14 protein-coding genes and 1 pseudogene are annotated in these 23,697 nt (G+C 67.5%); 7 read left to right on the top strand and 8 right to left on the bottom strand.

The annotated features are described in order from the left end of the window. Nucleotides 1–79: 79 nt before the first annotated feature. A complete protein-coding gene (locus tag ACGH52_RS00075) occupies nucleotides 80–583 on the bottom strand; it encodes a lamin tail domain-containing protein (protein WP_210976169.1) in 504 nt (167 codons plus the stop codon). Between the two features lie 234 nt (nucleotides 584–817). On the opposite strand from ACGH52_RS00075, the gene ACGH52_RS00070 reads away from it, so the two are divergent. After that, on the top strand, nucleotides 818–1,051 hold the full coding sequence (locus tag ACGH52_RS00070; RefSeq protein WP_247700564.1) for a DUF6207 family protein: 234 nt from the start codon (nucleotides 818–820) through the stop codon (nucleotides 1,049–1,051). A gap of 247 nt (nucleotides 1,052–1,298) precedes the next feature. Here the strand turns inward: ACGH52_RS00070 and ACGH52_RS00065 are convergent, their stop codons facing one another. Further along, the gene (locus ACGH52_RS00065; protein WP_399936533.1) at nucleotides 1,299–1,667 is read right to left on the bottom strand and encodes a DUF6193 family natural product biosynthesis protein; all 369 of its coding nucleotides are present in this window, start codon (nucleotides 1,665–1,667) and stop codon (nucleotides 1,299–1,301) included. A 43-nt stretch (nucleotides 1,668–1,710) separates the two neighbouring features. Next, a complete protein-coding gene (locus ACGH52_RS00060; RefSeq protein ID WP_399936531.1) occupies nucleotides 1,711–2,490 on the bottom strand; it encodes a hypothetical protein in 780 nt (259 codons plus the stop codon). Nucleotides 2,491–3,408: 918 nt separating this feature from the next. Between ACGH52_RS00060 and ACGH52_RS00055 the strand changes: the two genes are divergently transcribed. From ACGH52_RS00055 to ACGH52_RS00045, 3 genes are read left to right on the top strand one after another with little or no spacing between them, the layout of a single operon-like run. After that, a complete protein-coding gene (locus tag ACGH52_RS00055; RefSeq protein WP_399936530.1) occupies nucleotides 3,409–4,068 on the top strand; it encodes an HNH endonuclease family protein in 660 nt (219 codons plus the stop codon). Next, nucleotides 4,065–4,442 (top strand): hypothetical protein, encoded by a 378-nt coding sequence (locus ACGH52_RS00050; protein WP_399936528.1) that lies wholly within the window; start codon nucleotides 4,065–4,067, stop codon nucleotides 4,440–4,442. Before ACGH52_RS00055 ends, ACGH52_RS00050 begins: the two co-directional genes overlap by 4 nt. Continuing rightward, nucleotides 4,439–4,810 carry a hypothetical protein gene (locus ACGH52_RS00045; protein WP_210976164.1) on the top strand — a complete coding sequence of 124 codons (372 nt, stop codon included), beginning with the start codon at nucleotides 4,439–4,441 and terminating at the stop codon, nucleotides 4,808–4,810. The genes ACGH52_RS00050 and ACGH52_RS00045 overlap by 4 nt, the downstream gene beginning before the upstream one ends. Before the next feature lie 206 nt (nucleotides 4,811–5,016). On the opposite strand, the gene ACGH52_RS00040 is transcribed toward ACGH52_RS00045, so the two are convergent. Beyond that, nucleotides 5,017–6,144 (bottom strand): hypothetical protein, encoded by a 1,128-nt coding sequence (locus ACGH52_RS00040; RefSeq protein ID WP_399936526.1) that lies wholly within the window; start codon nucleotides 6,142–6,144, stop codon nucleotides 5,017–5,019. 396 nt (nucleotides 6,145–6,540) lie between these two features. Beyond that, complete coding sequence (locus ACGH52_RS00035) at nucleotides 6,541–6,810, bottom strand: hypothetical protein (protein WP_076972320.1); 270 nt, start codon at nucleotides 6,808–6,810, stop codon at nucleotides 6,541–6,543. A 960-nt stretch (nucleotides 6,811–7,770) separates the two neighbouring features. Here ACGH52_RS00035 and ACGH52_RS00030 point away from each other — a divergent pair. Next, the gene (locus ACGH52_RS00030) at nucleotides 7,771–11,415 is read left to right on the top strand and encodes a LamG domain-containing protein (RefSeq protein ID WP_399936524.1); all 3,645 of its coding nucleotides are present in this window, start codon (nucleotides 7,771–7,773) and stop codon (nucleotides 11,413–11,415) included. A 118-nt stretch (nucleotides 11,416–11,533) separates the two neighbouring features. After that, entirely contained in the window at nucleotides 11,534–18,481 is a 6,948-nt protein-coding gene (locus ACGH52_RS00025) for a polymorphic toxin-type HINT domain-containing protein (protein ID WP_399936522.1), read from the top strand. 921 nt (nucleotides 18,482–19,402) lie between these two features. Here the strand turns inward: ACGH52_RS00025 and ACGH52_RS00020 are convergent. The 3 genes and pseudogenes from ACGH52_RS00020 to ACGH52_RS00010 all read right to left on the bottom strand — a co-directional run bounded on the left by ACGH52_RS00020 (nucleotide 19,403) and on the right by ACGH52_RS00010 (nucleotide 22,778). Next, nucleotides 19,403–22,070, bottom strand: a pseudogene (locus ACGH52_RS00020) (Helicase associated domain protein). Next, nucleotides 22,067–22,561: a hypothetical protein gene (locus tag ACGH52_RS00015; RefSeq protein WP_399936520.1), complete on the bottom strand. Its 495-nt coding sequence runs from the start codon at nucleotides 22,559–22,561 to the stop codon at nucleotides 22,067–22,069. The pseudogene ACGH52_RS00020 and the gene ACGH52_RS00015 overlap by 4 nt, the downstream one beginning before the upstream one ends. Continuing rightward, nucleotides 22,551–22,778 (bottom strand): hypothetical protein, encoded by a 228-nt coding sequence (locus ACGH52_RS00010; RefSeq protein ID WP_121700720.1) that lies wholly within the window; start codon nucleotides 22,776–22,778, stop codon nucleotides 22,551–22,553. The genes ACGH52_RS00015 and ACGH52_RS00010 overlap by 11 nt, the downstream gene beginning before the upstream one ends. Before the next feature lie 243 nt (nucleotides 22,779–23,021). Here ACGH52_RS00010 and ACGH52_RS00005 point away from each other — a divergent pair, with 243 nt between their 5' ends. Beyond that, on the top strand, nucleotides 23,022–23,318 hold the full coding sequence (locus ACGH52_RS00005) for a hypothetical protein (RefSeq protein ID WP_121700721.1): 297 nt from the start codon (nucleotides 23,022–23,024) through the stop codon (nucleotides 23,316–23,318). Nucleotides 23,319–23,697: the final 379 nt, after the last annotated feature.

Here is a 23,697-nt window from a genome sequence, read left to right as displayed (position 1 = left end):
CGTCCGGTGTGCGGAGGAGGTGCCGGCTGCCGGGCGTCTGCCCGGCAGCCTTCTGCCTGCTCAGATCGGGACTGTTGGGTCAGCCGTGGTAGGTGATGTAGCCGTTGCCGTCGCGGTCGTTGGCCTTCTTGGTGTAGGCGTGGACGTCGGCGCGGGATCCGCTGGGCTTGTAGAAGTAGATGGTGTCCTTGTCGTTGTTCCAGATGAAGTTGCAGTTCTGGCGGTAGACGACGTTCTTGGCGTCGGAGTCGGTGCCGCGGCCGCCGCGCAGGCTGGCATAGTCGCCGGGCTGCAGGGTGTGGCTGTTCTTGAAGGTGAACGTGTTTCCGGCGGCGTCCTTGACCTTGTAGCCCTTCAGGTTCACGGTCGCCGTCTTCGAGTAGTTCTTGATCGTCAGGTACTCGTTCTTGGTGTTGCCACCGGAGCACTTGTTGGAGTCCCGGCCCGGCGCGTCGTACTGCACGCCCTTGATCTTCAGCGCGGAGGAGTACTCGGCGGCCTGCGCCGGAACAGCGACGGCGAGGCCGAGCGCGGCAGCGGCCGCCGTTGCGGCGGCAGTGGTCAGGGCGTAGCGGAAACGCATGAGGATTCCCCCCTCAGTGGTGCGAATGGAGCGCCCGGAGCTTACCGGAAGTGATCACACCATGGCGGCAGAGTGAAGAACTTGTGACCATGACAGCTCCGTGGCAGCAGCCCGGTACCCCGGCCGCTCACACAGCCCCCGGTCGGCGTGCGGGCAGCAGGTGAAGAGAGCTCGGTCGGGTGAATCCGGGATCGTGGCCGAACCGTCGTACCGGCGCAGTACGTGGTGCGGGGCATGGAAGCGATCAACGAAGTTCATGTGTCGGAGCCGGGACTGGTCGTGGTCGATGTCGCCGCGGCCGACGACGAGACCGCGTTCGCGTTCCACACGGTGCTGGCCGCCCGCTGGGCGACTACGTCGGTGGAACGCACGACACGGGAGCCGGGCCAGCCGGGGGTGAGGCTGCGCTGTTACCTCGACCTGCGCCAGACCCTGGACGGGCCCGGTCAGAGGCCGGCGCCCCGCTGAGAGGCCGTCTGCAGTCGTGGTGTTGGCCGAGCCTGGTGCTGGGCGGGTCGTGCCGGAGGTCGTAGGGAGCGGGATGCCCGGGCGGTGCCGTCGGGGCGTTGTGGAGTGGTACGGCGTGAGGCCCCTGCCCAGCTTGCTGGCCGACGATTCCGGGGCCTCCTCCCCATGCGGGGGCGGGTGACCTCGGTTTCGTCGTCAGCGCGTGTGCGTGCGGGCCTGCCGCGTATGCGGTTGGTTAGCAGCGTGCTCAGTCGGTGAGGGGCTCGGGTCCAGGCGGCAGGTGGTGTACGGCCAGTGCCACCGCTTCGCGCGGGGCGGCGAACAGGCCGAGGTCCGGGGTGAGCATGCCTGTACCCACCCCGTACGTGCCGTCGCTGTTGGCTGTCAGGCATGGCCCTGTCGGGGTCAGCTCCGGGCGTGCGGTGGTGGAGAAGCGCAGCGCCCAGTGGCTGGTGAACGGGTAGAGACTGCGTAGTACCGGCTCGGCGTACGCGGTTTCGATCAGGCTCCGGTAGGTGGGTGCCCAGGAGTAGGACAGCTCGCTCGCCTCCGTACGAAGGAGTTGCCACTCGCTCTCCGTCTCACGCGTGTAGTCAGCGGCGGAATGTATCGGCATGACCCATAAGTCTGCCGTAGTCAGTGCCGATGTAGATGCGCAGTCACACAAACTTCGATGGCAAAGATCGAACTACGCCGTCATGAGCAGCGGGTGTCCTGTGCCAACGGACTTCGGGCGCGTGGCACCGAAGTTTGACTACTCGCTTGCGGACAGCCGTCTGTGGTCCGGGCTGCCCGGTACGTTGGCCGAGCCACAGGGCTTGGGGCCCGGGTGGCCGGGCAGCCTGCGTCAGCTGGGGGTGCTGGCGAACAGGGGGATCGAGTGGATCGCCCTCGTATCCGACGACGAGACAGGCTGCGGCGACCGGTCCTTGGGAAAGCTCCAGGAGCCGGTCCAGGGCTGCCGCTTCGGACGGCAGTCCGGCCGGATCGAGGCCGAGCGCCCGGGCCGCGCGGTCTCGTAGTCCGTCGAGGTCTGGCATGTCTTGCCGGTACTCGTCGGCGACCGCCTGGAGCTCTTGGGCTGTCCGGCCGGGAGCGTCCCGCCACCACGGTGCTACCAGACACAGCCGCACCGCTTCTGGCAGTCCGAGGGCGAGCGGTCCGGCCTCGCCGTCGAGACTGATGTACACCACGGGGCGTTCCTCCCCGCCTTCGCCGACGAAGCAGAACGCGTCACCTGATCCTGCCCGCGCAAACTGCTCCAGCCGGGCCCCAGTGGCGAGCCGGACCCCGTCTTCCAGCTGGTGGTCGGCCGGGTTGGCCGCGTCGAGATCCGCAACTCCGGCGAAGAAGTCGATGACCTCCTGGTTGGAAGCCAGGAGAGGCAACAACGCGCCGTGGTGGGCGGACACGTCGGCTGGCGCATTCGATCCGTTCACCCGGCCACCGTAACTGGGGCATCCGACAGCGGCGGCGTCAGACCGGCAACCCTGGGCCGGTCAGCATGACGAGACCCGCAGGCGCGGGTGCGCGGCTTCATCTACAGACGGGCTCAAGCTTCTAGGGGGCGAAGCGGGCGGTCGTCGACCTGTGCGGCCGATGGGGGTGCTACTTGAGGATCTGCAGGCTCCATCTGTCCGCCTCGGGACTGCGCCGGTAGAAGACGTTCGGCTGAACCGGCTCGCAGGCCGCCAGCACTATGTCTCCCTGGCCGAGCACCACTGTCCGCTCGACTTGTGTGGAACCTCGCCTGCAGGTTCGAAGAACCTCAAGCCGAAGTGAGTGCCGGCCTGGGAGAAGAGGAACGAAGCGAACGGTTCTGATGGTGCTCCGCTCAACGCTGCAGACCTGGCGCTCGCCTTCCGTGACGGACACCAGGCACCGCCTGGGTGACATGCTGCGGGGAGGGTCGCGCAGGTCCACCTGGATCAGCAGGCCGGTCCTGCCTTGTCGGCGGGCTCTGCGGATCAGGTAGCGAGAGCGCCACTTCAACCGGCCCTCGAAGACGTTGACCACCTGCACCGCAACGTCCCCCACGCTTCCCCCCGCCTGCTAGCCGATCAAGTGCCCCGGTCGTCCAGGCTGGCACGGCCGCGCTGCAACCAGAAGCGCCCCAACCGGCAGCGTGACCGATGTACCGTCACCCTGGTCGATGAGGACACCGGCGGGGTGCTGAGGACCTGACCGAACGAGCACTGGCCCAGTCCGCCCTTCCCGGCACCGTAACAGGCCAGGCTGACCGCCCACCGTGCAGGAGGCTCGGCTGATCGTTGGCCGGTATGACGAGTGCACCCACACGGGCGGCGCACTCGCCAAACGCCTGACAGCGCCCCCTGAAGGGCCGTTATCAACGGTGCATGCTCAAGTCTGTGCTGCGCGGCCTGGCTGCCGCTGCTCTCGCCGTCCTGCCCCTGACCGTCTCCACGCCCGCCCACGCGGTCGAGACGCTCCCGCTGTCCGAGGCTATCGTGCGTCTGCCGGTGGCGGTCGAGTCCCGGGAGGGCTACGACCGGGACGCCTTCAAGCACTGGAACGCCGGCGCGAACCCGTCCGACGGATGCAACACCCGCGCGGAGGTGTTGATCGCGGAGGCGGTGGAACCGCCGACGGTGGGACCGAAGTGCCGCCTGACGGGCGGCCGCTGGTGGTCGTACTACGACCAGGTGTGGGTGACCTCGGCCTCCGGCCTGGACATCGACCACATGGGCCCGCTCGCCGAAGCCTGGGACAGCGGCGCCTCCATGTGGTCGGCGCAGCGCCGGGAGGCGTACGCCAACGACCTCGGCGCCGCGACCAGTCTGGTGGCGGTCACGGCCCGCTCGAACCGGTCGAAGTCGGACCAGGACCCGGCCCAGTGGCTGCCCCCGGCAAGTGAGGTGCACTGCCGGTACGTCGCCGAGTGGGTGGGCACGAAACTCCGCTGGACCCTGTCGGTGGACGAGGCCGAACTGGCCGCCCTGCGCGAGGTAACTACCGGCTGCCCGGAGCAGACCGTGACGTACGAGCCGGCCCCGTGACCGGGGTGGGGGAGTACGTGGTCCTGTTCGCCGAGGACTGGGACAGCGGCGCCGCGGCGTGGTCGTCGCAGCGGCCAGAGGCGTACTCCAACGACCGAGGCGCCGCCACCCGTCTCGTCGCGGGCACCGCCCGCTCCCACCAGTCCAAGTCGGACCAGGAGCCGGCCGAGGGGCTGCCGCCGACGGGTGAGGCGTACTGCCGCTACCTCGCCGAGTGGGAAGACATGAAGCTCCGCTGCGCGCTGTCGGCGGACGAGGCCGGGGCGGCGGCGCTGCGCGAGGTGGCGGGCGGCTGCCCGGAGCAGACCGCGACGCACGGGCCCACCTCATATCCACGGGATGCCGGAGCACGCGAACAAAGGGGAGGGTCATGACATCAGTACGAAGGACACGACGGCGGATCGTCACGGTCACGGCTGCGCTCACGGCCGCCGTGGGGCTGCTGTTGATGACGGCGGCGCCGGCGAGTGCCGAGGTGAAGTCCACCTGTGGTACGTACATCTGTGTCGCCACCGCCTACCAGGGCCGCGACTACGTCCAGGACGTCACCGTCACCACGAGGGACGGCCTGCCGGGGACGCTGCGTGCGTTCGTCGGTGATTACCGGGGGAGCAAGGCGAACGTCTCGCGGTGGCGGTTCGTTGTTAATCGGGAGATCAGGGCCTATCCGAGGCTGGCCGTCTGCGGCGGACTCGACCGTGGTGGCAGGGTCATCGAGAACCACTGCGTGATGATCCCCTGAAGCTTGGACAGGTCCCGCGCCACCACACCACGAGCCTTGAGTGGACTTCCAGGTGGACCCGGGTCCCGGTGTAGGAAGAGCGCGGGGGTACGAAGCCACTTCGCAGCCGCTGCGGAGGTGTAGAAGTCCCGTCCCCGACACTTCCCGGAGCGGGTGGGACGCGGGCGGTGTCTTGGATCTGCATGTCCCTGCAGTTCGTCAGGCGGTTAGAAGAGGCCAGCTCGCATGTGGTGCGTGAGGTTGTTGAGGATCGCGCGCAGCCATGGGCTGCGGGTGGCCGGTAGCCGGACCAGGGTGCGCCGGAATATTTCCGGGTCGGCCCGGAACAGGTGATGGGGGTGCGGTGCCGGTGGATCGAAGTCGTCGCGGAGGGCGCCGTCAGGGAGCACGCCTGACGTCGGGACGGGCAGGTCCGGCTCGGGGAAGGCCAGCCACAGCCACACCCCGAACGGCAGCGGCACCTGGTACTGCGCCGGGACGGCCGGGGTCCAGGCCTTCCCCGTCTGAGGATGGGACGGCACGAGGAGGATGGAGACGTCTTCGCTGGGAGCGGGGAGACGCGGCCCGGCCAGTGCGGCGCACCGAGTCGGCGCACCTGCGGGCAGCAGGGCGTCAAGCGCGCGTTGGAAGACTTGCCCGACCAAGCCGCCTGGGACGGTGACCGGTTGGCCCTCCGATGCCGCCAGCAGGTGGGCGAGCGCCTGGCCGGCTGCTGCCTCCCACTGCGGGCTCCACGACCACCAGTAGTTCGACCAGTGGCCGGCCCCGCACCGCGACGCCCACGTGGCGATCGGCTCGAACGGGGGCGTGCCCTTACCTGTCTCCATCAGCTCAGACCAGGAAAGCGGCGCGGCGTCGGTGCCGGTGCCGTCCGCAGGGACGCGGCATACGGCGTTCGGGGCGAGCCACGTCGCCTGCCAGAGCGAGCAGTCGTCGATCCGGCTCGCCACGGGAAGCGAGCACTCCACGCACGCCACGTTGGGGCCGTCGGCGCCGTCGAGGCCGCAGCAGTAGCCGCTGGCGCGTCTATCCGGGATCAGCATCGTGCCGCTGGCGTCGCCTGGCGCGATGACGGCCGCGCCCGGCGCACCGTCGGAGAGGGCGAACACCGGTGCGTAGACACCGCGGGCGGTCGCTTCCTTCGGATGGATCTCTTCCGGCCGCCGCCACGGTGGCCCCCAGGGCTCGGGGTCCACGGCGAAGGTGCCCGACTCCATGAGCACCGGGAGCTGGATTCCGTTCCCGTACTTCTGATGAGCGTGGGCCGGCAGCGCGACCTGCGACAACGGGATGGTCAGCCTGGCTCCGCAGCCAGCACACAGAAAAACGAACAAATATCCTCCGCTGGAGAAACAAGAGCATCGTTGCAGCACAACGGCGCACCGGCCAACGTGTTTTCCATCCGCCGTCCACCGCCACCAGCTCGAGCCGCCGAGACTGCGGTGCCGGTCAGGGTGAGACGCAGTCGCTACAGCCGAAGGTGAGCATGTACGCCCGGCGCAGTGCCTCTCTGCCTTCCTCAGCGGTGCGGATGAGGACCAGCATGAGGACGAACCAGGCTGCGAAACATCCTGTGATGATCAAGGCCCAGAGGGGCCCGGAGAAGCAGACGACGACTACTACGGCGATGACCGTCACCACCAGGCCGAGTGAGCCCCGCCGACATCCGTTTTGCCGTCTGCCCTCGCAACCGTTCGACGAGCACGTTCGATCCGGCGGAGCAGGGTTGATCAACGCCAGTGAGAGGGAATGTTGGCGAGCTGAAGCACCACGTGCCAGGGGGCCGGCCGCGCCTCTGGTTTGTGCCACGGGGCACCGTTGGTGACCCAGGATCTGCGCAGCGCGCGGATCTGGGAGAGGTTGCCATCGCCGATACCGGACTCGTTGTGGCAGCACGGGCAGATGACGTACAGCGGAAGGCCGTACTCATCGAAGAGCACATCTCCGGCGTCCAGCCCACAGATCCGGCACGCGGTCTCAGTTCTGTCTTCCCTGCTCATCGTGGCCTCAGCTTATCGGCCAACGTCCCGTTCTGACCCGACCCTTCAACCTGCCTCCGCTCCCCACGTCGCTTCGAGAGGACGCCCGCAACGGTCCCGCGCGACGTTCTCATCTGCGCGACCTCGACAGCCCGGAGGTGGCTGGCGCTGCGGCTCGGCGCTCCGTGCGCCGACTCCCGCCGAGCGTCGCCGCGTGATCCTGCACGTCGACGAGTCCTGGTCCCTTGAAGTGGCAGAACGGTCCGCCCACCGCGCCCCGGCTGCCGGTGACTACGGCGTGCCCGTCGCAGCCGTCGCCCGCCACCCGCGGTGAACTGCTCGACACCCGTCTACGACGGCGCCTATGCCCGCGCCGCCGCCCTGGCCCGCATCCTGGGTCGCTGCTGCTGGCTTGGAACACTCCAGCTGCGCCGTTGCCTGCACTGCCGCCGTCGCGTACCTCAAGGCCCGCAACAGCGCGGTCAACTCCATCCGTGAGCAGCTCATCGCGCTGGCCCGCGAATGGGTTACAACCCCCGTTGCGCGGCGCGCGCATCGTCCTTTCTGGTAGCTGGGAGCCCTGACCCCGGGTGGGTCGGACTGCCCGCGACCGGGGGCTTACGTACAGCAGAGGCAACACGTTGGAGACGAGTCTCCGCGGTCAGGCTGCCGCTTAAGCGGGGCGTGATGGATGCAGAAACGTGATCATGCATCGTACAACCATGCTCAAACGTGGGCTTCCTCACGTGGCCTTCCGGAACTTGGCGTGTTGATGTCCGTTTCCTTCCCGTTGACCTGGCGTTCTGTTGGGGCGTTAGTTACCTCTGGCTACTTTGTGAATCTTGTGGGCGGGGTGTGGTGGGGATGTGGAACCCATTGCGGGCCGGGCAGCGAGCGCTGCCCGGACGGAGGGGCCGTGCGGGGAGACCGGACGGAAGGCGCGGGCGCGCTGTTGGCGCCGGTCTGACTGCGGCGGTGTGCATGACGGTCGTCGCGGCCGTCGTCCCGGGCCCGGCGGCCTATGCCGCGGCTGAGGACGAGCCGCCTGCCGCTCCGTTGTCGGAGGGGCAGAAGGCCCTGGAGCAGGCGCAGGAGTCTGGTCAGCGGGTGGAGGTGACCGGGGAGCGCACGGCGCGCACGACGGTCTTCGCCAATCCGGACGGTCACACGTTCACGCTGGAGGAGTCCTCCACCCCGGTCCGTGCCCCAGAGACTGGGGGCGGGTGGCAGGCGCCGGATCCGACCTTGGTGAAGCGTTCGGACGGCACGGTGGGTCCGAAGGGGGCTGCCGTGCAGATGGCGTTCTCCGGCGGCGGTGACACCGGCCCGCTGGCGCGGATCGAGGACCAGGGACGCTCCTTGGCGCTGGACTGGCCGGGCCAGTTGCCCGCCCCGCGCCTGGACGGGCCCAGTGCCGTGTACCCGGAGGTGCTCAAGGACGTCGACCTGCAGGTGACCGCCACGCCGGAGAGCTTCAAGTACGTCCTCGTGGTGAAGACCCCCGAGGCCGCCGCCAGTGATGAGCTGGAGAAGCTCACCTTCGGCCTGGACACGCAGAACCTGACCGTCCGTGAGGGCGCGGCCGGAAACCTGGCCGCGGTCGACGGCAACGGCACCACGGTCTTCAAGGCGCCGCCGGCCCGGATGTGGGACTCGGCCGGCCAGGACGCCAACGGCGGAACCCAGCCGCAGCTGGTGACCGTACAGTCCGCCGACGCTCCGGGCGGGGCCCCGGAGGGGCAGCCGTCAGACCCTGCGGAGAGCGCACCGTCCGGCTCGGGCCAGGAACCGGGCCAGGGGGACACGGTCGCCCGCATCGACGTCGAAGTCACCCAGGACGCCGTGTCGGTCATCCCCAACACCGACATGCTCACCTCCACCAAGCCCTCGGCCTTCCCGGTCTTCATCGACCCCCCGATCACGTGGGGCGAGTCGGAACGCACGCTGCTGCGCAGTGACGGCTACGAGTCCTACGGCTGGGGCAACGGCGAGGACGACCTCGGTAAGGGCGCGGGCAAGTGCGGCTCCTGGTCCGGCTACTACTGCGGCCCCGGCTACGTGCAGAAGCTGTACTTCGAGTTCTCCCCCGAAATGCTGGCAGGCAAGAAGATCCTGGACGCCACCTTCCGGGTCACCGAGCCGTGGGCGTTCCAGTGCGATCCGCGCTGGGTGGATCTGGTCCGCACCAACAACATCTCCTCCTCCACCACGTGGTCGGCACGGCCGAAGGAGCTCGACTGGATGGGCGACCGGTGGGTGTCGGCGGGCAGGGGCTCGCTGTGCGACCCGGACTCGCCGGATGCACCTATCGAGTTCAACGACAACCCGGAGGAATCGAACGAGAACCTCACTCCGACCGTCCAGAGCTTCGCCGCGGGCAAGTTCTCCCGCCTCACCCTGGAGATCCGGGCGCACGACGAGTCGGACGCCTCGGCGTGGAAGCGGTTCAAGAACGACGCCGTCCTCGCGGTCGACTTCGTCGGCCTGCCGGAGAAGCCCAGCGATGTCGGACTGCAGGGGGGCGGGAGCAGCACCAAGCCCGTCTGCAACAGGACGGAGAGTGACCCGGCGATCGTTTCCTACCCCGCGCCGAACCTCAAGGCCACTCCGCAGACCAAGGCCGGCGGGGAGAAGGAGGCACAGCTTCGGGTGTACTTCGATGTCGACGTGAAGAACGCCGACGCGAGCTGGTCGGACGTCACCCCGCCCTCGACCGGCTCACTCAGTCCCTCCACGGGGTACGTCGGGGACAACCAGGGTGTTTCACTCAACTGGTCGAGTCTGGCCGAGGGCAAGCTGTACCGCTACCACGCCTGGACCTGGTCCTACTACAACAACGGATCCCACCTGAGCAGCGACCCTTCCAACGGTTTCTGCTTCTTCAAGGTCGACCCGACACGCCCCAAGGCGCCGAAGATCACGGTCGGAGCACCGTACAGCGAGTGCGTGACCAACGACTGCAAGGCCGGTGGCGGGCCCGGGACGGCCGGCAAGTTCACCTTCGCACCTGCCGAAGGCGACACGAACTCCGCCTACCTGTACCGGCTGTCCTCCGATGACGGCTGGTCTACGGTGCAGGGCTCCACAAAAATCGTGACGATCGTGCCACCCAAAGCGGGCCTGTACAGCCTGTATGTGATGCCCAAGGACGTGATCGGCAGGATTGGGGCGGCCTCCGTGGTCGACTTCTTCGTCGATGTCGGTGAGAAGGAAGTCGGGCGCTGGGACTTTTCGGAGAATGACGGAGCAGCCCTCGACTCCGCCAAGACCGTGGACGACGCCGACGACGCGAGCCTGGCCGGGGGAGCGGAACGCGACGACCACGGCCGTCTCGGCGAGAAAACCCACGACCGCAACGACATTTCCCAGACGCCCGAGACCGACAAGGCCCTATCCCTGAACGGGACTACGAGCTACGCGGCCACGGCCGGCCAGGTCCTGGAGACCCGGGCCTCCTACACGATCTCCTCGTGGGCACGGCTGACCGAGGCACCGACCCACAACTCCACGGTCCTCAGCCAGGACGGCGAACACCGCAGCCCCTTCGCCCTCGGTTACGAACACTCGAAGGGCAGATGGGCGCTGCGCGCGGTCAACAAGGACGCCCCGGTCACCGACACCTGGTCATACGCCCAGGTCAACTCGGCCAACGCGCCGACGATCGGAGCGTGGACTCTTCTGACCGGCGTCTACGACGCGGAGAAGCAGGAGATCCGGCTGTACGTCAACGGCAAGCTGCAGGGCACCGCGCCCTACACGACCGCGTGGGCGGCGACCGGCCCGCTGCAGATGGGCCGCATGCACTGGTCGGACACCTACAGCGACTACTTCAAGGGCAACGTGGATGAGCCCGCCGTGTGGCAGCGCGCTCTGCAGCCGCAGGAGATCGCGGACCTGGCACAGCCGATGAACTCGCCGAACCGGGCGGCGGTGGAACTGGTGGCGGACTGGTCGGCCGAGCACGGCAGCGGCACCACCATCCCCGACAGCATCGCCTCGGGCTACGGCAAATCGCTGACCCTGACCGGCGGAGCGTCGCTGAACGACCAGGCCATCACCCTGGACGGCGTGGACGACGCAGCCACCGCGCCAGGACCGCTGGTCGACGACTCCGGCTCGTTCACCGTCACCACCCTGGCGGCTCTGGACCCGGACAAGCTCGCCTCCAAGTCCGCGCCCTACATCGGGCAGGTCCTGGGCCAGCGCACCGCGGACGGCTCGGCGTGGGGGATCTGGTACAAGCAGACCGGCACCAGAACCGAACTCGACGATAACGGGGAGCCGAAGACGGTGCCCGAGGGCATGTGGTATTTCGGCCGGCTCAACGCCGACGGAACCCTTGATGCCGTGGCCTCGGAAACAAGCGCAGCCATGGATGACATGGTCCGGCTGACCGGAGTCTTCAACGCCGCTGACGGAACCATCACCCTCTACGTCGGCAACATCGCCAACGGCACACCCCAGGTCTTCACCGCGCAGGCCGGAACGGGAGACTTCGCCCTCGGCAAGGGCTTCAGCAGCGGGACATGGCAGCACTACCTGCCCGCCCGGGTGCGCGAGGCACGTCTGTGGGCCGGAGCGATGACGACGCCAGAACAGATCAGCGAGACAACCGTGGGCGATTGACGGTCAAACGGTGCGGGGCGGACACCGGCGTCCGCCCCGCACCACATCAAGCGATGGCACACGCGGCGGCAGGCTGCGCGACGGACTTCTTTCGTAGGGACTGGGTGGGGCAAGAACCATGGTCTTTGGCATAGGCACCTCAAGACGCCGGGACGGAGCAGGCCGGCACGGCAGGGGCCGGCTGCTGGCGCAGGCAGTGGCGCTGGCGCTGATCGTCCCGACCGGCCTGGCGCAGGTTGCGCTGGCCGCGGAGCAGGAAGGCCTGGGCCGCCCCGACGTGCCCAAGTCCCCCGTGACGAAGGTCAAAGCCTTCGAGGCCGGCGCGAACAAGGCACGGGCCAAGGTCGCCAAGGAACGCAAGGCCAACGCCCAGCAGGCCAAGAAGGCAACAGCAGAACGCAAGGCCGTCTGGCCGAAGCAGGCCACGACAACGCTCACGCTGAACAGCGGCAGCAGCGCCAAGATCGCTCCGGGTGGCCTGCCTGTCACCATCACTCCGACCACCGGCACCAGCAAGCGCTCCACCGCCCCGTCCGCTCAAGCGGACGGCGAGGCACAGCTGACCGTCCTGGACCAGAAGACCGCCCGCAAGGCCGGGGTGATCGGCGTCCTGCTCACAGCCGCCGCCGAAACACCCGGCACAGCGAACGTCCGCGTGGACTACAGCAGCTTCGCCTCGGCGATCGGTGGCGGCTGGTCCCAACGGCTGCACCTGGTCCAGTTGCCATCCTGTGTGCTGACGACTCCGGACAAGGCAGAGTGCCGCAAGCAGACGCCCGTTCCTTCCGACAACGATCTCAACGGTCAGGCGGTGTCTGCGAAGGTCACCCTCAGCCAGGCGACCGCCGGGCCGTCCGCTCAGTTGCTGGCCGAGGCGGGCAGTGCCGCCCCGAACGCGACGGTGCTGGCGGTGACGGCTGCCTCGGCCGGGTCAGGTCAGTCACCCAAGGGCGCGGGCGACTATTCGGCGACGAAGCTGTCGGAGTCCTCATCCTGGCAGGCAGGCGGCAGCTCCGGCTCCTTCACCTGGTCCTACGACTTCACCATGCCCCCGGCTGCGGCGGGCCCGGTGCCGCCCCTGTCGCTGTCGTACGACTCGGGCAGTGTCGACGGACGCACCGCCACGACGAACAACCAGACCACATCGGTGGGCGAGGGCTTCACCCTCACCGAGTCCTACATCACCCGCACCTACGGTTCCTGCGACGACGACGGCCACGACGACGTCTTCGACCAGTGCTGGAAGTACGACAATGCGAGCCTGGTCCTGAACGGCAAGTCGACCCGCCTGGTCAAGGACAACACCAGCGGCACGTGGCACCTGGAAGACGACGACGCCTCCACGGTGACCCGTTCCACCGGCGCCGACAACGACGATGACAACGGCGAATACTGGACCGTCACCACCGGCGACGGCACCAAGTACGTCTTCGGCAAGAACAAACTCGACGGCGCCGGCACCCAGCGCACCAACTCGACTTGGACCGTGCCCGTCTTCGGCGACGACTCCGGCGAGCCCGGCTACAGCGGAGGCGACACCTTCGCCGACCGGGCGCTGACCCAGGCCTGGCGCTGGAACCTCGACTATGTCGAAGACACCCGCGGCAACGCCTCCACGTACTGGTACACCAAGGAGTCGAACTACTACAAGAAGAACAAGGCGACCAAGGCCAGCGAACCCTACGACCGCGGCGGCCACCTCGACCGCATCGAGTACGGCCTGCGCAAGGACGCCCTGTTCACCGACAAGGCCGACGCCAAGGTCACCCTCACCTACAAGGAACGCTGCACCGCCTCCGACTGCGGCAGCCTGACCAAGGACACCGCCGAGAACTGGCCGGACGTGCCGTTCGACGCGATCTGCTCCGAAGACGACGACGAATGCAACGCCGCCGGTCCGTCCTTCTTCACCCGCAAGCGCCTGACCAGCATCGACACCTCCTCCTACAACGCCACCAGCAGCGCCTACGACCCGGTGGACTCCTGGGCCCTGACCGAGAAGTACCTGGACGGCGGTGACATCGGCGACAGCTCCGACCAGGTCCTCACCCTCACCGACCTGAAGCGCACTGCGAAGGCCGGCGACACGGCCATCACGGTCGACCCCCTCACGTTCACGTATCAGACGCGGCCGAACCGCGTCGACGGCACCGACGACATCCTGCCCCTGACCCGGCCGCGGATCTCCACCATCACCTCCGAGACCGGCGCCGTCACCGCGGTGACCCTGTCGTCACCGGAGTGCACGCGCAGCGAGGTCCTGGACGCGGCGCCGGACACCAACACCCGCTCCTGCTACCCGCAGTACTGGCACATCAACGGGAACGAGACCGCGGCGATCGACTGGTTCCACAAGTACCGCGTCACCGCCGTCGGTGTCCACGACGCCGCCGTCACCAACCCCGCCGTCGAGTACGCCTACTCCTACAGCGGCGGCGCCTGGCACTACAACGACGACCCGTTCGTCCCCAAGGACGAGCGGACCTGGTCCGACTGGCGCGGCTACCGACAGGTCACCGCCTATACCGGCGCCGCCGGTGGCACCCGGTCCAAGAGCGTCTCGCTCTACCTGCAGGGCATGCACGGCGACAAGAAGAAGGACGGCACTACCAAATCCGTCACCGTCAACCCCCTGCTCGACACGGACGTCGACTTCTCCGGCACCTCGGACGTGGACCGCTGGAAGGGCCTGCTGCGCCAGCAGGTCACCTACAACGGCAGCCAGCCCATCAGCAGCGTCTTCAACAGCTACACCTACAAGAACACCGCCACCCAGACCGTCCCGGACGCCGCCGACCACACCGCCCTGTGGATCCGCAACACCACGACCAACACCGGCACCTACCTCACCGGCACCCAGGCCTGGCGCAGCCATGTGACCACTAAGCGGTACGACGACCTCGGCATGGTCAACGCCGTCGACGACTACGGCCAGAACGCCGTGGGCGGCGACGAAACCTGCACCCGCACCTGGTACGCCCGCAACCCCGAGGCCGGCATCACCAGCCTGGTCTCCCGCACCCGCACCGTCGCCAAGCAGTGCTCGGTCACCGACGCCAGCCTGAACCTGCCCGCCACCAGCACCACCTCCGGCGACATCCTCGCCGATACCGCGACCGTCTACGACAAGACTGACGCCACCACCTGGCTGGCCACCCAGAAGCCCACCAAGGGCCAGGCCACCTGGACCGGCCGCGCCACCGGCTACACCGCGACCGCCGACAGCGACGGGCAGCGCCAGCCGTCCGGCTGGCAGACCGTCGCCACCACCACCTACGACACCCTCGGCCGCCCGCTCGCCGTCACCGACACCGCCGGGGGCACCACCTCCACCGCCTACACACCCACCGACGCCGGCCCCCTCACCAAGACGGTCTCGACCGACCCCAAGGGCTACCGCTCCTACACCTTCCTCGACCCCCGCCGCGGCCTGGCGACGATGAGCTTCGACATCAACGCCAAGCTCACCGAGCAGAAGTACGACGCGCTCGGCCGGGTCAAGGAAGTGAGGCTGCCCAACCGCAGCAGCAGCCAGAAGCCGAACGTCACCTTCGACTACCACCTCGACAACACCAATCCGTCCTGGGTGTCCACCTCCACCCTGACCAACAGCGACACCTACGTCACCAGCTACGCCGTGTACGACTCGCTGCTGCGTCCGCTGCAGACCCAGTCCCCGACCCCTGATGGCGGACGGCTGCTGACCGACACGCACTACGACACTCGCGGTCTGGCCTACAGGTCGTTCGCTGACATCTTTGACAACAAGAGCACTCCCAACGGCACCTACACCCGGGCCGAATACGGGGGCGCCCCCAAGCAGACCGAGACGCTCTTCGACGGCGCTGCCCGCCCCACCACCAGCACCTTCTACGTGGGCGGCGTCAAGAAGTGGGCCACCACCACCAGCTACACCGGTGACTCCACCGCCACCACCGCCCTCGACGGCGGCTCCGCCCAGCGCACCATCATTGATATCCGCGGCAAGACCACCGAAACCCGCACCTACGCGGGTGAAAGCCCCGCCGACACCGACTTCGGCACCGGCCCCGGCACCAGCTACACCACAACAAAGTTCACCTACGGTCTCGACGGCCGACAGAAGACGATCACCGGCCCCGATGGCGCCACCTGGACGTACGGCTATGACCTGTTCGGCCGCCAGACCAGCACCGACGACCCCGACAAGGGCAAGGCGACCAGCCAGTACAACGCCGTCGACCAGGTCATTAAGGCCACCGACTCCCGCGGCAAGTCGATCCTGAGCGCCTACGACGAACTCGGCCGCCCCACCGGCACCTGGTCCGGCTCGAAGACCGACGCCAACCAGCTCACCGGCTACACCTACGACACCCTCCTCAAGGGCCTGCCGACCTCGTCCACCCGCTACATAGGCGGCAAGAGCGGCGCCGCCTACACCCAGGCCGTCACCGCCTACGACACCATGGGTCGCGCCACCAACACCGAACTGCAGCTGCCGGCTAGTGACCCGTTCGTGAAAGCCGGCCAGCCTGCCACGGTCGCTTCGGAAACGCACTACAACATCGACGGCACACTGAAGCAGACCACAGACCCAGCCCTGGGCGGCCTGCCCTCCGAAATCGTCGGCTACAAGCACGACGACCTCGGCAACCTCACCGCCATCGGCACCTACCTGCCCGAGATCGACTACTCAGCCCTGGCCAAACCGCTGCTGCTCACCATGGGCACCGACGAAGACCGGGTCTACGTCGCCAACCGCTTCGAAGAAGGCACCGACCGCCTCACCCAAACCTTCACCCAAGACCACACCCACGACTACCACCTGCAAGAGCTGAACTACAGCTACGACCAGGCCGGCAACGTCACCTCCATCAGCGACCCCACCACCCTCGGCGGCACCAGCAGCCCAGAAACCCAGTGCTTCACCTACGACGCCCACCAGCGCCTGACCGAAGCCTGGACTCCCACCACCCAGAACTGCACCGACACCCGCAACGCCAGCGCACTCTCGGGCGCGGCCCCCTACTGGACCAGCTACACCTACAACACCGCAGGCCAGCGCACCACCGAAACCCAGCACACCAGCACCGCCACCACCAAAACCACCTACTGCTACACCAACACCAACCAGCCCCACACCCTGACCGGCACCACCACCAAAACCGACTGCACCAACCCCGAACGCACCTACACATACGACACCACCGGCAACACCACCCAGCGCCCCGGTGTCGCCGACGACTCGACGCAGGACCTTGCCTGGTCGGACGAGGGCAAGCTCACCCGGCTCACCGAAGGTGACCAGTCCACCGACTACCTTTACGGCGCCGACGGCACCCTCCTCATCCGCACCACCGAAAACGGCGAACGCGTCCTCTACGCCGGCACCACCGAACTCCACCTCCGCGCCGACGGCACCACCTGGGCCCAGCGCTACTACGCCGCCGACGGCATCACCGCCGGCATGCGCACCAACCAGACCGGCGCCACCAAGGTCACCTTCCTCATCAGCGACCACCACGGCACCTCCAGCCTCGCCGTCGACCGACTCGACCAGAAATTCACCAAGCGCTACACCAGCCCATTCGGTGAAGACCGCGGCAAGCCCCTATACGGCCCTTGGCCGGACGACAAGGGGTTCCTCGGAAAGACACGCGACACCAGCACCGGCCTCACCCACATCGACGCCCGCGAATACGACCCCACCATCGGCCAATTCATCAGTGTCGACCCACTACTCGAAGCCAACAGGCCCCAAACCTTCAACGGCTACAGCTACGGCGCAAACAATCCACTCACCTTCTCCGACCCTTCAGGTATGGGCCTCGGTTGCGGCGGAGCTGGCGGAGCACCAGAGGGTTGTCCACAACGCCCCGACGGCTCCAAGGGCAACGGTCGGCCCAACGAAGGTGTTTCTACACCGCCCCCGAATTGGAACAATGAAGGTCAGGGCGGTGCGGGTCCAGTAGACCTCGATGACGACGGCCAAATCACACTCCTCCCTAACCTTTACATTCCGAGCAAAACAAAAGATCTGCAAAGATTCGTGCAAGCCTTTTATGGTCAGCTTGAACAAAATTCGGCCCCCTACGGAATTGGCTCCCTCGTCGATCACGAAGGAGACTTCGGTGTCCAGCAGACCATCTACGAAGCGCTAATGCATGCGTGTTACGCAACCCGCTGCTCAAATTGGAAGCAACATTGGGCTTCGTTCGCAAAGATGACTGCAGCCGTGGGTATATCGGCCGGCGTGTTCAGCAAGGGAAGGGCCGCCGGTGGAACAAGAAAGGGAAGCTGCAACTGTTTCCTGGCTGGCACGGACGTACTTATGGCCGATGGCAAGAAAAAGGACATCGAAGACATTCGAGTCGGCGATGAAGTATTGGCTAAAGATCCGGAGACGGGCGAAGAGGGACCGCGGCGGGTTACTGACCTCATCAGCACCGATAAAGACAAGCGTTTCAACAAACTGACAATCGCCACCGACAGCGGCGACGAAACCCTGATCGCAACCCATGAACACCCGTTCTGGACACCTTCGCAGGAGCAGTGGACCAAAGCTGAGGACCTCACTCCAGGCACGTCCCTGATCACTGATGCTGGCACCACCGTCACCGTCACCGCGAACTACCCATACACCCAGCGGGCTCGTACGTATAATCTGACCGTCGACGACATCCACACGTACTATGTGCTGGCGGGGACCACTCCGGTACTTGTTCACAACAGCAACTGTGGTGACGTAATTCTGGGGCCGGGCGAGGGAACTGCTGATGCCTTGAGGGCTTTCACCTCAACGAAGCCGGAGACTGAATTCGTGTTCGATTCCGGCGCCGGAAGGTTCCTGGCGGGAGATCGTGAAAGAATTCCCGGAGGCCTCAGCCCCCACGAGCAACTAGCAGAAAAGGCGGGCATGGACAGGGGAACAGTGCTGGGTGGCACACTCTTCCGAGATAACGGCCGCCTAGTGTTCACGGAAAATAGTGGTCACTATGGCCACAGGTGGACGGACGCTACACGCCAGCAGTTCCAGAAGTTTATGAGCGATCAAGGGATTGACTTCGACTACAGGCCGTGGGGTTGAGATGGGAAACTGGACTCCAGTGGTGTATCGGGGAGACGGGGCGTGGATTGGGGTCATGCCCGATGGTCGGATCGGCGTAGGTGTGGAGTCGGAAGGCCGGTCCTCCCTAGTGGGATCGGGATTCGTTCCCATGTGGCCATACATGGAGCGGGACCTCTCTGCATGCCTGGCCGATTTTTCCCGCTCGTGGGAACATCTCGGTCAGGGTGGCGTGCCAACCCCTGAGAAGCTCATCGAACTGACAGTGGAGACGGCGTGGAAGTCCGGCCGGTCATACTGGATGGAGCTAGCCGCGATTTGGGCTATCGAGATGGTTCGGCAAGAGGGTTTTGATCAAGAGGCCACCCGAATGCTTCTCCTCGAAATGGCAGCCTCGGAGGCGTTGTCGCCGGAATTGCGGGATCGAGCTCGGGGCGCTGGCGGGTAGGTGACCCGGTACCCGAAGGGCTCCCAAGGCTGGAATTGATCAGCCCTGAACGCATCTCGAAGCTTTTGCTTCGGAAAACCTGAGGCCCCACCAAATGTGACCGGTGGGGCTTCAGGGGCATTTGACGGCAGTAGTTGACGGCAACGTTAGCGGACGAGGCGGCAGGGTGGTGGTTCGTCGCCGTTGCCGTTGGCCGTCTCGGTGATCGTCGGGCCGTTGAGCACGGTGCCGAGGGTGTCGATGGCGTCGCGCTGAAGGCGGAGCCTGACATGAGCGTAGACGGCGGCCGTGACACCGATGTGTGCGTGGCCGAGGAGCTCCTTGTCGCTGTACTCGTAGCAACAGGCGCGGTCAGGCTGGCCCGCATGGACGGCGCCAGCTACCCCACCGCCCTCACCCGTGTGCCGCAGCCTTCACCGCCTCCCTGACGCTCGCGGCCGCCCTTGCCACAGTCCTTGCCGCATACCGGTGACTGGCCGGTCCGCCGGCCCCGGCTACGCCCACTGCATGCCCAGCTCCCGCAGCGCGTCGAGTTGCTCGGCGGTGAGCTTGTCGCGTCTGGCGCGGGTGTTCGATACCCATACGCCCAGGCGCACCGGTACCGGCTCGGCCTCGCCGTCGACCACGAGCTCCACGACCGCGCCGCGCGGGACGGGCCGCTGGGCGCCCTCCCGTTCGACCCACTGGGCGAGGGCTGCCAGGCCGCGCTGGAAGGCCTGCTGCGCCTTGGTCGGCCCCTTTGCCGCGCCCTTTGTCGCGGGGGCGGGAGGCGGCGCCTGGGCGGGCTGTACGCCCATCGCTGTCAACCGCTGCTGCTGTCCCTCGGAGAGCTCCACCCAACTGCGGCGTTGCCGCTGAAGCCATTGCCGAGGTCATCGCCTTCGTAGAGGACGCCGGGTGCGATGTCGGGCACGATTCCGCCGGGTTCGTCGGCGGCGAGGTGGGCGAGGTGGCGGTAGTGGCGTTGCCAGTCCAGTGGCCAGGGGCAGTTCCAGTCGGGGTCGATCCCGGAGAGCTGGGCGCCCCGTGTCTGCGCCCGTTCGGACTTCTTGCCGAGGCCGCCCTTACGCCTGAGATTCGCCAGTAGCTGACCGATGGGGACAGGCTTGCCGTCGGCGGGGTCGTCCCACACCGCGTCCTGCCTCGGGGCCAGGTGCCCCGTGGCGCGCCGGTACGAGCGCAACACCGCCAGCTTCGTCTCCCAGGCTTCCTCGCCGGGCTCCCAGACCATGCCGGCCTCCGGCGCGTCCAGCAGTGTCTTGCGCCGAGGTTGCAGCTCTGCGGCCCGCAGGGCTTTCCGCTGTTGGTGGACCCATCGCCCCAGCGGAAACGCCTTCGTCGCTCCCACCTCGGTCTCTACGTCATACGGAACGGCGTGGAGACCGGTGATCTCGTGTTCCTTCCGCCAGCGCAGCAGGGCCTGGTAGCCCTCCAGCCAGACCAGCGACTCGGGCCGGTAGACGCGGGAACGCAGGAACGCCGCGATCGTGGCCGCGTCCCTGGGGGTGGAGAAGTGCAGCAGTGCGGACTCGACCGCACTGGTGTCGTCCTGCCCCTGGTCCTCGATCCCCTCGACGCCGCTGGTCCCGATGATCCGGCCGGTCTCGTCGCGCTGGATGTGGACCTTGCGCTTGCCGCTGGTGAGGGCACGCGAGGCGAGCTGCTCCACGAGTCGTTCATCGTGCGAGCGCAGGCCTTGGAGCACAGCGACCAACCCCGTATACGAGGCGGAGGCGATCATGTCGGTGGGGTCTTCGCCGGGCTGGAGGAAGACGGGCACGATGATCCGCGCGACCTTGGTGGAGCCGTCTCGGTTGAGCCGGAGTGCCCGGCCGATGTTCTGCACGATCTCGACCTGCGAGCCGCGGGTGTCCGCGAAGCAGACGGCTTCCACGCCTCGTTCGCCGGTGATGTCGACGCCTTCCCCAAGGACTCGGCAGCTGGCGAGGAACGCCCGGTGCACGCGTCGGCCCTCTGCGTCGATGCCGTTGGCGAACTGCCGCAGCACCTCACGCCGCTCGGACACGAGGTGGTCGCCGCACAGCCACGCCGACCAGACGCGGTCCGGCGGGACGTGGCGGCCTGCCTCCAGCTCGTAGAACTGAGCGCCGATCGACGACGCGGGCAGCTCCTCCGCGGCCGCCAGGTCCTCGGCCGAGGTATCGCGCGCATACAGCGCGGCTGCGGTCTTCGGCAGCTTCTCCGCGAACGCAGCAGCTTCATCGACCTTCTGGTGGAAGGTCATGACCGTACGCAGGTTGTACGCCGCGGCGTGTTCCAAAAGTGCGGTGTGTAGCAGCGCCAGGCGCCGGCCTCGCCGTGCCTCCTCGGCTTCCCCGGAGGCGGGGGAGGGTCGTGGATCTCGAGGACGTCGATCTCGAATCCGGCGAGGATGCCCCGCTCGATGGCCTCCGAGAGCCCCAGTTCGGCGCCGGGAAGCCAGGCCCCGAAGGTGCCGTTCGGGTCGTCGGCCATGCTCGCGAGTTCCACCTCCTGGCCCTCCTTCCCGTGCTGAGGTCGGGGTGAGGCGAGGATCCGTGGGGTGGCGGTGAGGTAGAGCCGGTAGTCGGCGGGGATCCGCTGGTTGTCGTGGATCGCCGCCCACGGCCGACCAAGATCGCCTGCGGTCGAGTGGGCCTCGTCCACGATGGCGAGGTCGAACGGGGCCATTTGCTGGCCGTAGAGCCGTTCCCCGCCCGCCAGGGCGGCCTCCAGCGGCCCACGGACCGTCCGCTGGCCCGTCGGGTCCTCCGGGTCCTCGCGGTCCACCAGCGAGGCGTAGGTGGCGAACACGACCACGGGCCCGGTTCCAGCCCACAGCGCCAGCTGGATCGCATTCGTGGTGGTGCGCACCCCCAGCGAGCCCAGCACCTGGTCGTTCTCCAGCGAACACACCGCCACCATCAGCGCCCGGTGGCCCACCGCCCGCCACGCCTGGGCGGTCTGCGCGAGCAGATCCAGGGTCGGCACGGTCACCAGGATCCGCCCGCCCGGGAAGCACTCCAGCGCGCTCACAGCAGCCGTGATCGTCTTGCCCGACCCGGTCGCGGACACCAGCGTGCCCCGAGCCCCCTGCCCGGGCGCAGAAGATCTTGCAAAGAATTTGACCCACTCCCGAATGGCCGTTTTCTGGGTCACCTGATGTTCCCGGAGACTGATCACAGATTTCGACCTTTCCTTTTTCCGGGCGACATCAGGTTCTTCCACCACGTACCCGTGCTCGAAAAGACCGCGCCCCCGTCGGGGGCAGGAGCGAGGTAGGGGTACCTGTCGATCCCGCCGCGCGCGGGCAACTCGTCCTCGAAGTCGCAGGCGGCTACAGCTTTGAAGCCACCGTGCCACAGCGCTTCGAGCACGGCCGTGACGGCCTGCACCACCTCGGCACGTGTCCCCTCGGAGGCCTCGCACTCCAGCACGGTCGGCCATTCCAGGAAGTCGAAGGGGTGAGCGCGCCGGCCTGTGGCGTAGTCGTTGGGCTCGCCGGTCACGCGCACCGGCCCGATTGCCAGCTCTGGACCGTCGTCCTCGACGAGGCCGAGGGCGTCTCGAAGCCGGGCCATGATCCGCGGGGCGGCATCCGCGTCCACGTAGATCGAGGCGTCGCTGTAAGGGGAGCCCGGGCCGAGGGGCGACGGCCCGTGATCATTCGTCACGCGCGCTCCCTGCGGATTTGGCCGGGGTGAGGGTGAGGAAGCGCTGGAGCAGCCGCTGGGGCAGCAACGTGAGCCCGAAGCACACCTCGTTCGGATCCGCCTCAGCATCCAGGAGTATGGAGAGGGTCTCGTACTCACTGATCTCCACGGCCTGATGCGCCGGTGTCCGCGGCTCCACCTCAGGCCAGGAGCCCGGCCTCAGCGCATCGGAACCCATGGCGCCCTTCCCCTCTCCACTGGCCCTGATGGGCCGTGGCTGTCAGATAGCAGACGGGCCACGGACCTAACGCGCCGAAGCCGATACGCCCTCAATCCCCACTACCGGGTGTCCCCGCTTTACGCCAATGCTACATGCTGCATCACATCGAGATGCGGACATGCGTGATCTCTCGACAGAGCACTTCCACAAGACCTCACCCGACCCCGATGGGCATCACGCATCGGGGGTACACGGTGCCGCATGGCACCGAAGACCGAACGCATCCAGTTCCTGCGGGCCGTGCGGCAGCTGCGCCGGATCCGCTCCTTCTACGCTGCGGCCGTTCTGCTGTGGACGGGGACCACTGCCTGGACGGGCTGGCAGGCTCCGGGGAGCCGGCAGATGTGGGTGTCCGTTCTCCTCCTGGCCGTCTTCGCCGTACTGCTCGTCACCGCGAGCCTCGCCCTGCGGCGTCTCGCCGTTCCCGCAACGGGCCGGCCCGTGCACCACACTGCCCCGCACAAGCTGCCGAGTACCCACCGGCACGCTCATGCCTGAGGGCCCGTCACCCTGCTCACGCGTCAGCCAGGCCCCAGTCACGCCTGCTTTGGGCGGGGCCGTGTGGCCTGTTGACAGACCGTGACCGGACCGCACAAGCCCCAGTCTCTGTAGGCGCCCGGGCCGAAGGCCCGTTGACCGGCCCGCGCTAGCGGCGTCCGGCCTTCGTGGCGCGTAGCGCCATCAGGTGGCTGGAGCGCAGCGGAGGCCACCCCGGGGCCGCAGGCCCCCAGCTCCGGGAGCGCAGCGGACGGAGCGTCACTGGCCCGGCGCAGCCGGGCCAGTGAGCGGGACGCGCAGCGTCCCGCCGGCGCTCCCGCGGGCGGAGCGCAACGCCCGCGCGCAGCGCGGGTGTTCGCTTGCCCATCGCGCAGCGATG

Origin of the sequence: Streptomyces sp. BBFR25, from assembly GCF_044590125.1 — a bacterium.
Lineage (GTDB): Bacteria > Actinomycetota > Actinomycetes > Streptomycetales > Streptomycetaceae > Streptomyces > Streptomyces canus_D.
This window is presented reverse-complemented; position numbering and strand designations above follow the sequence as displayed.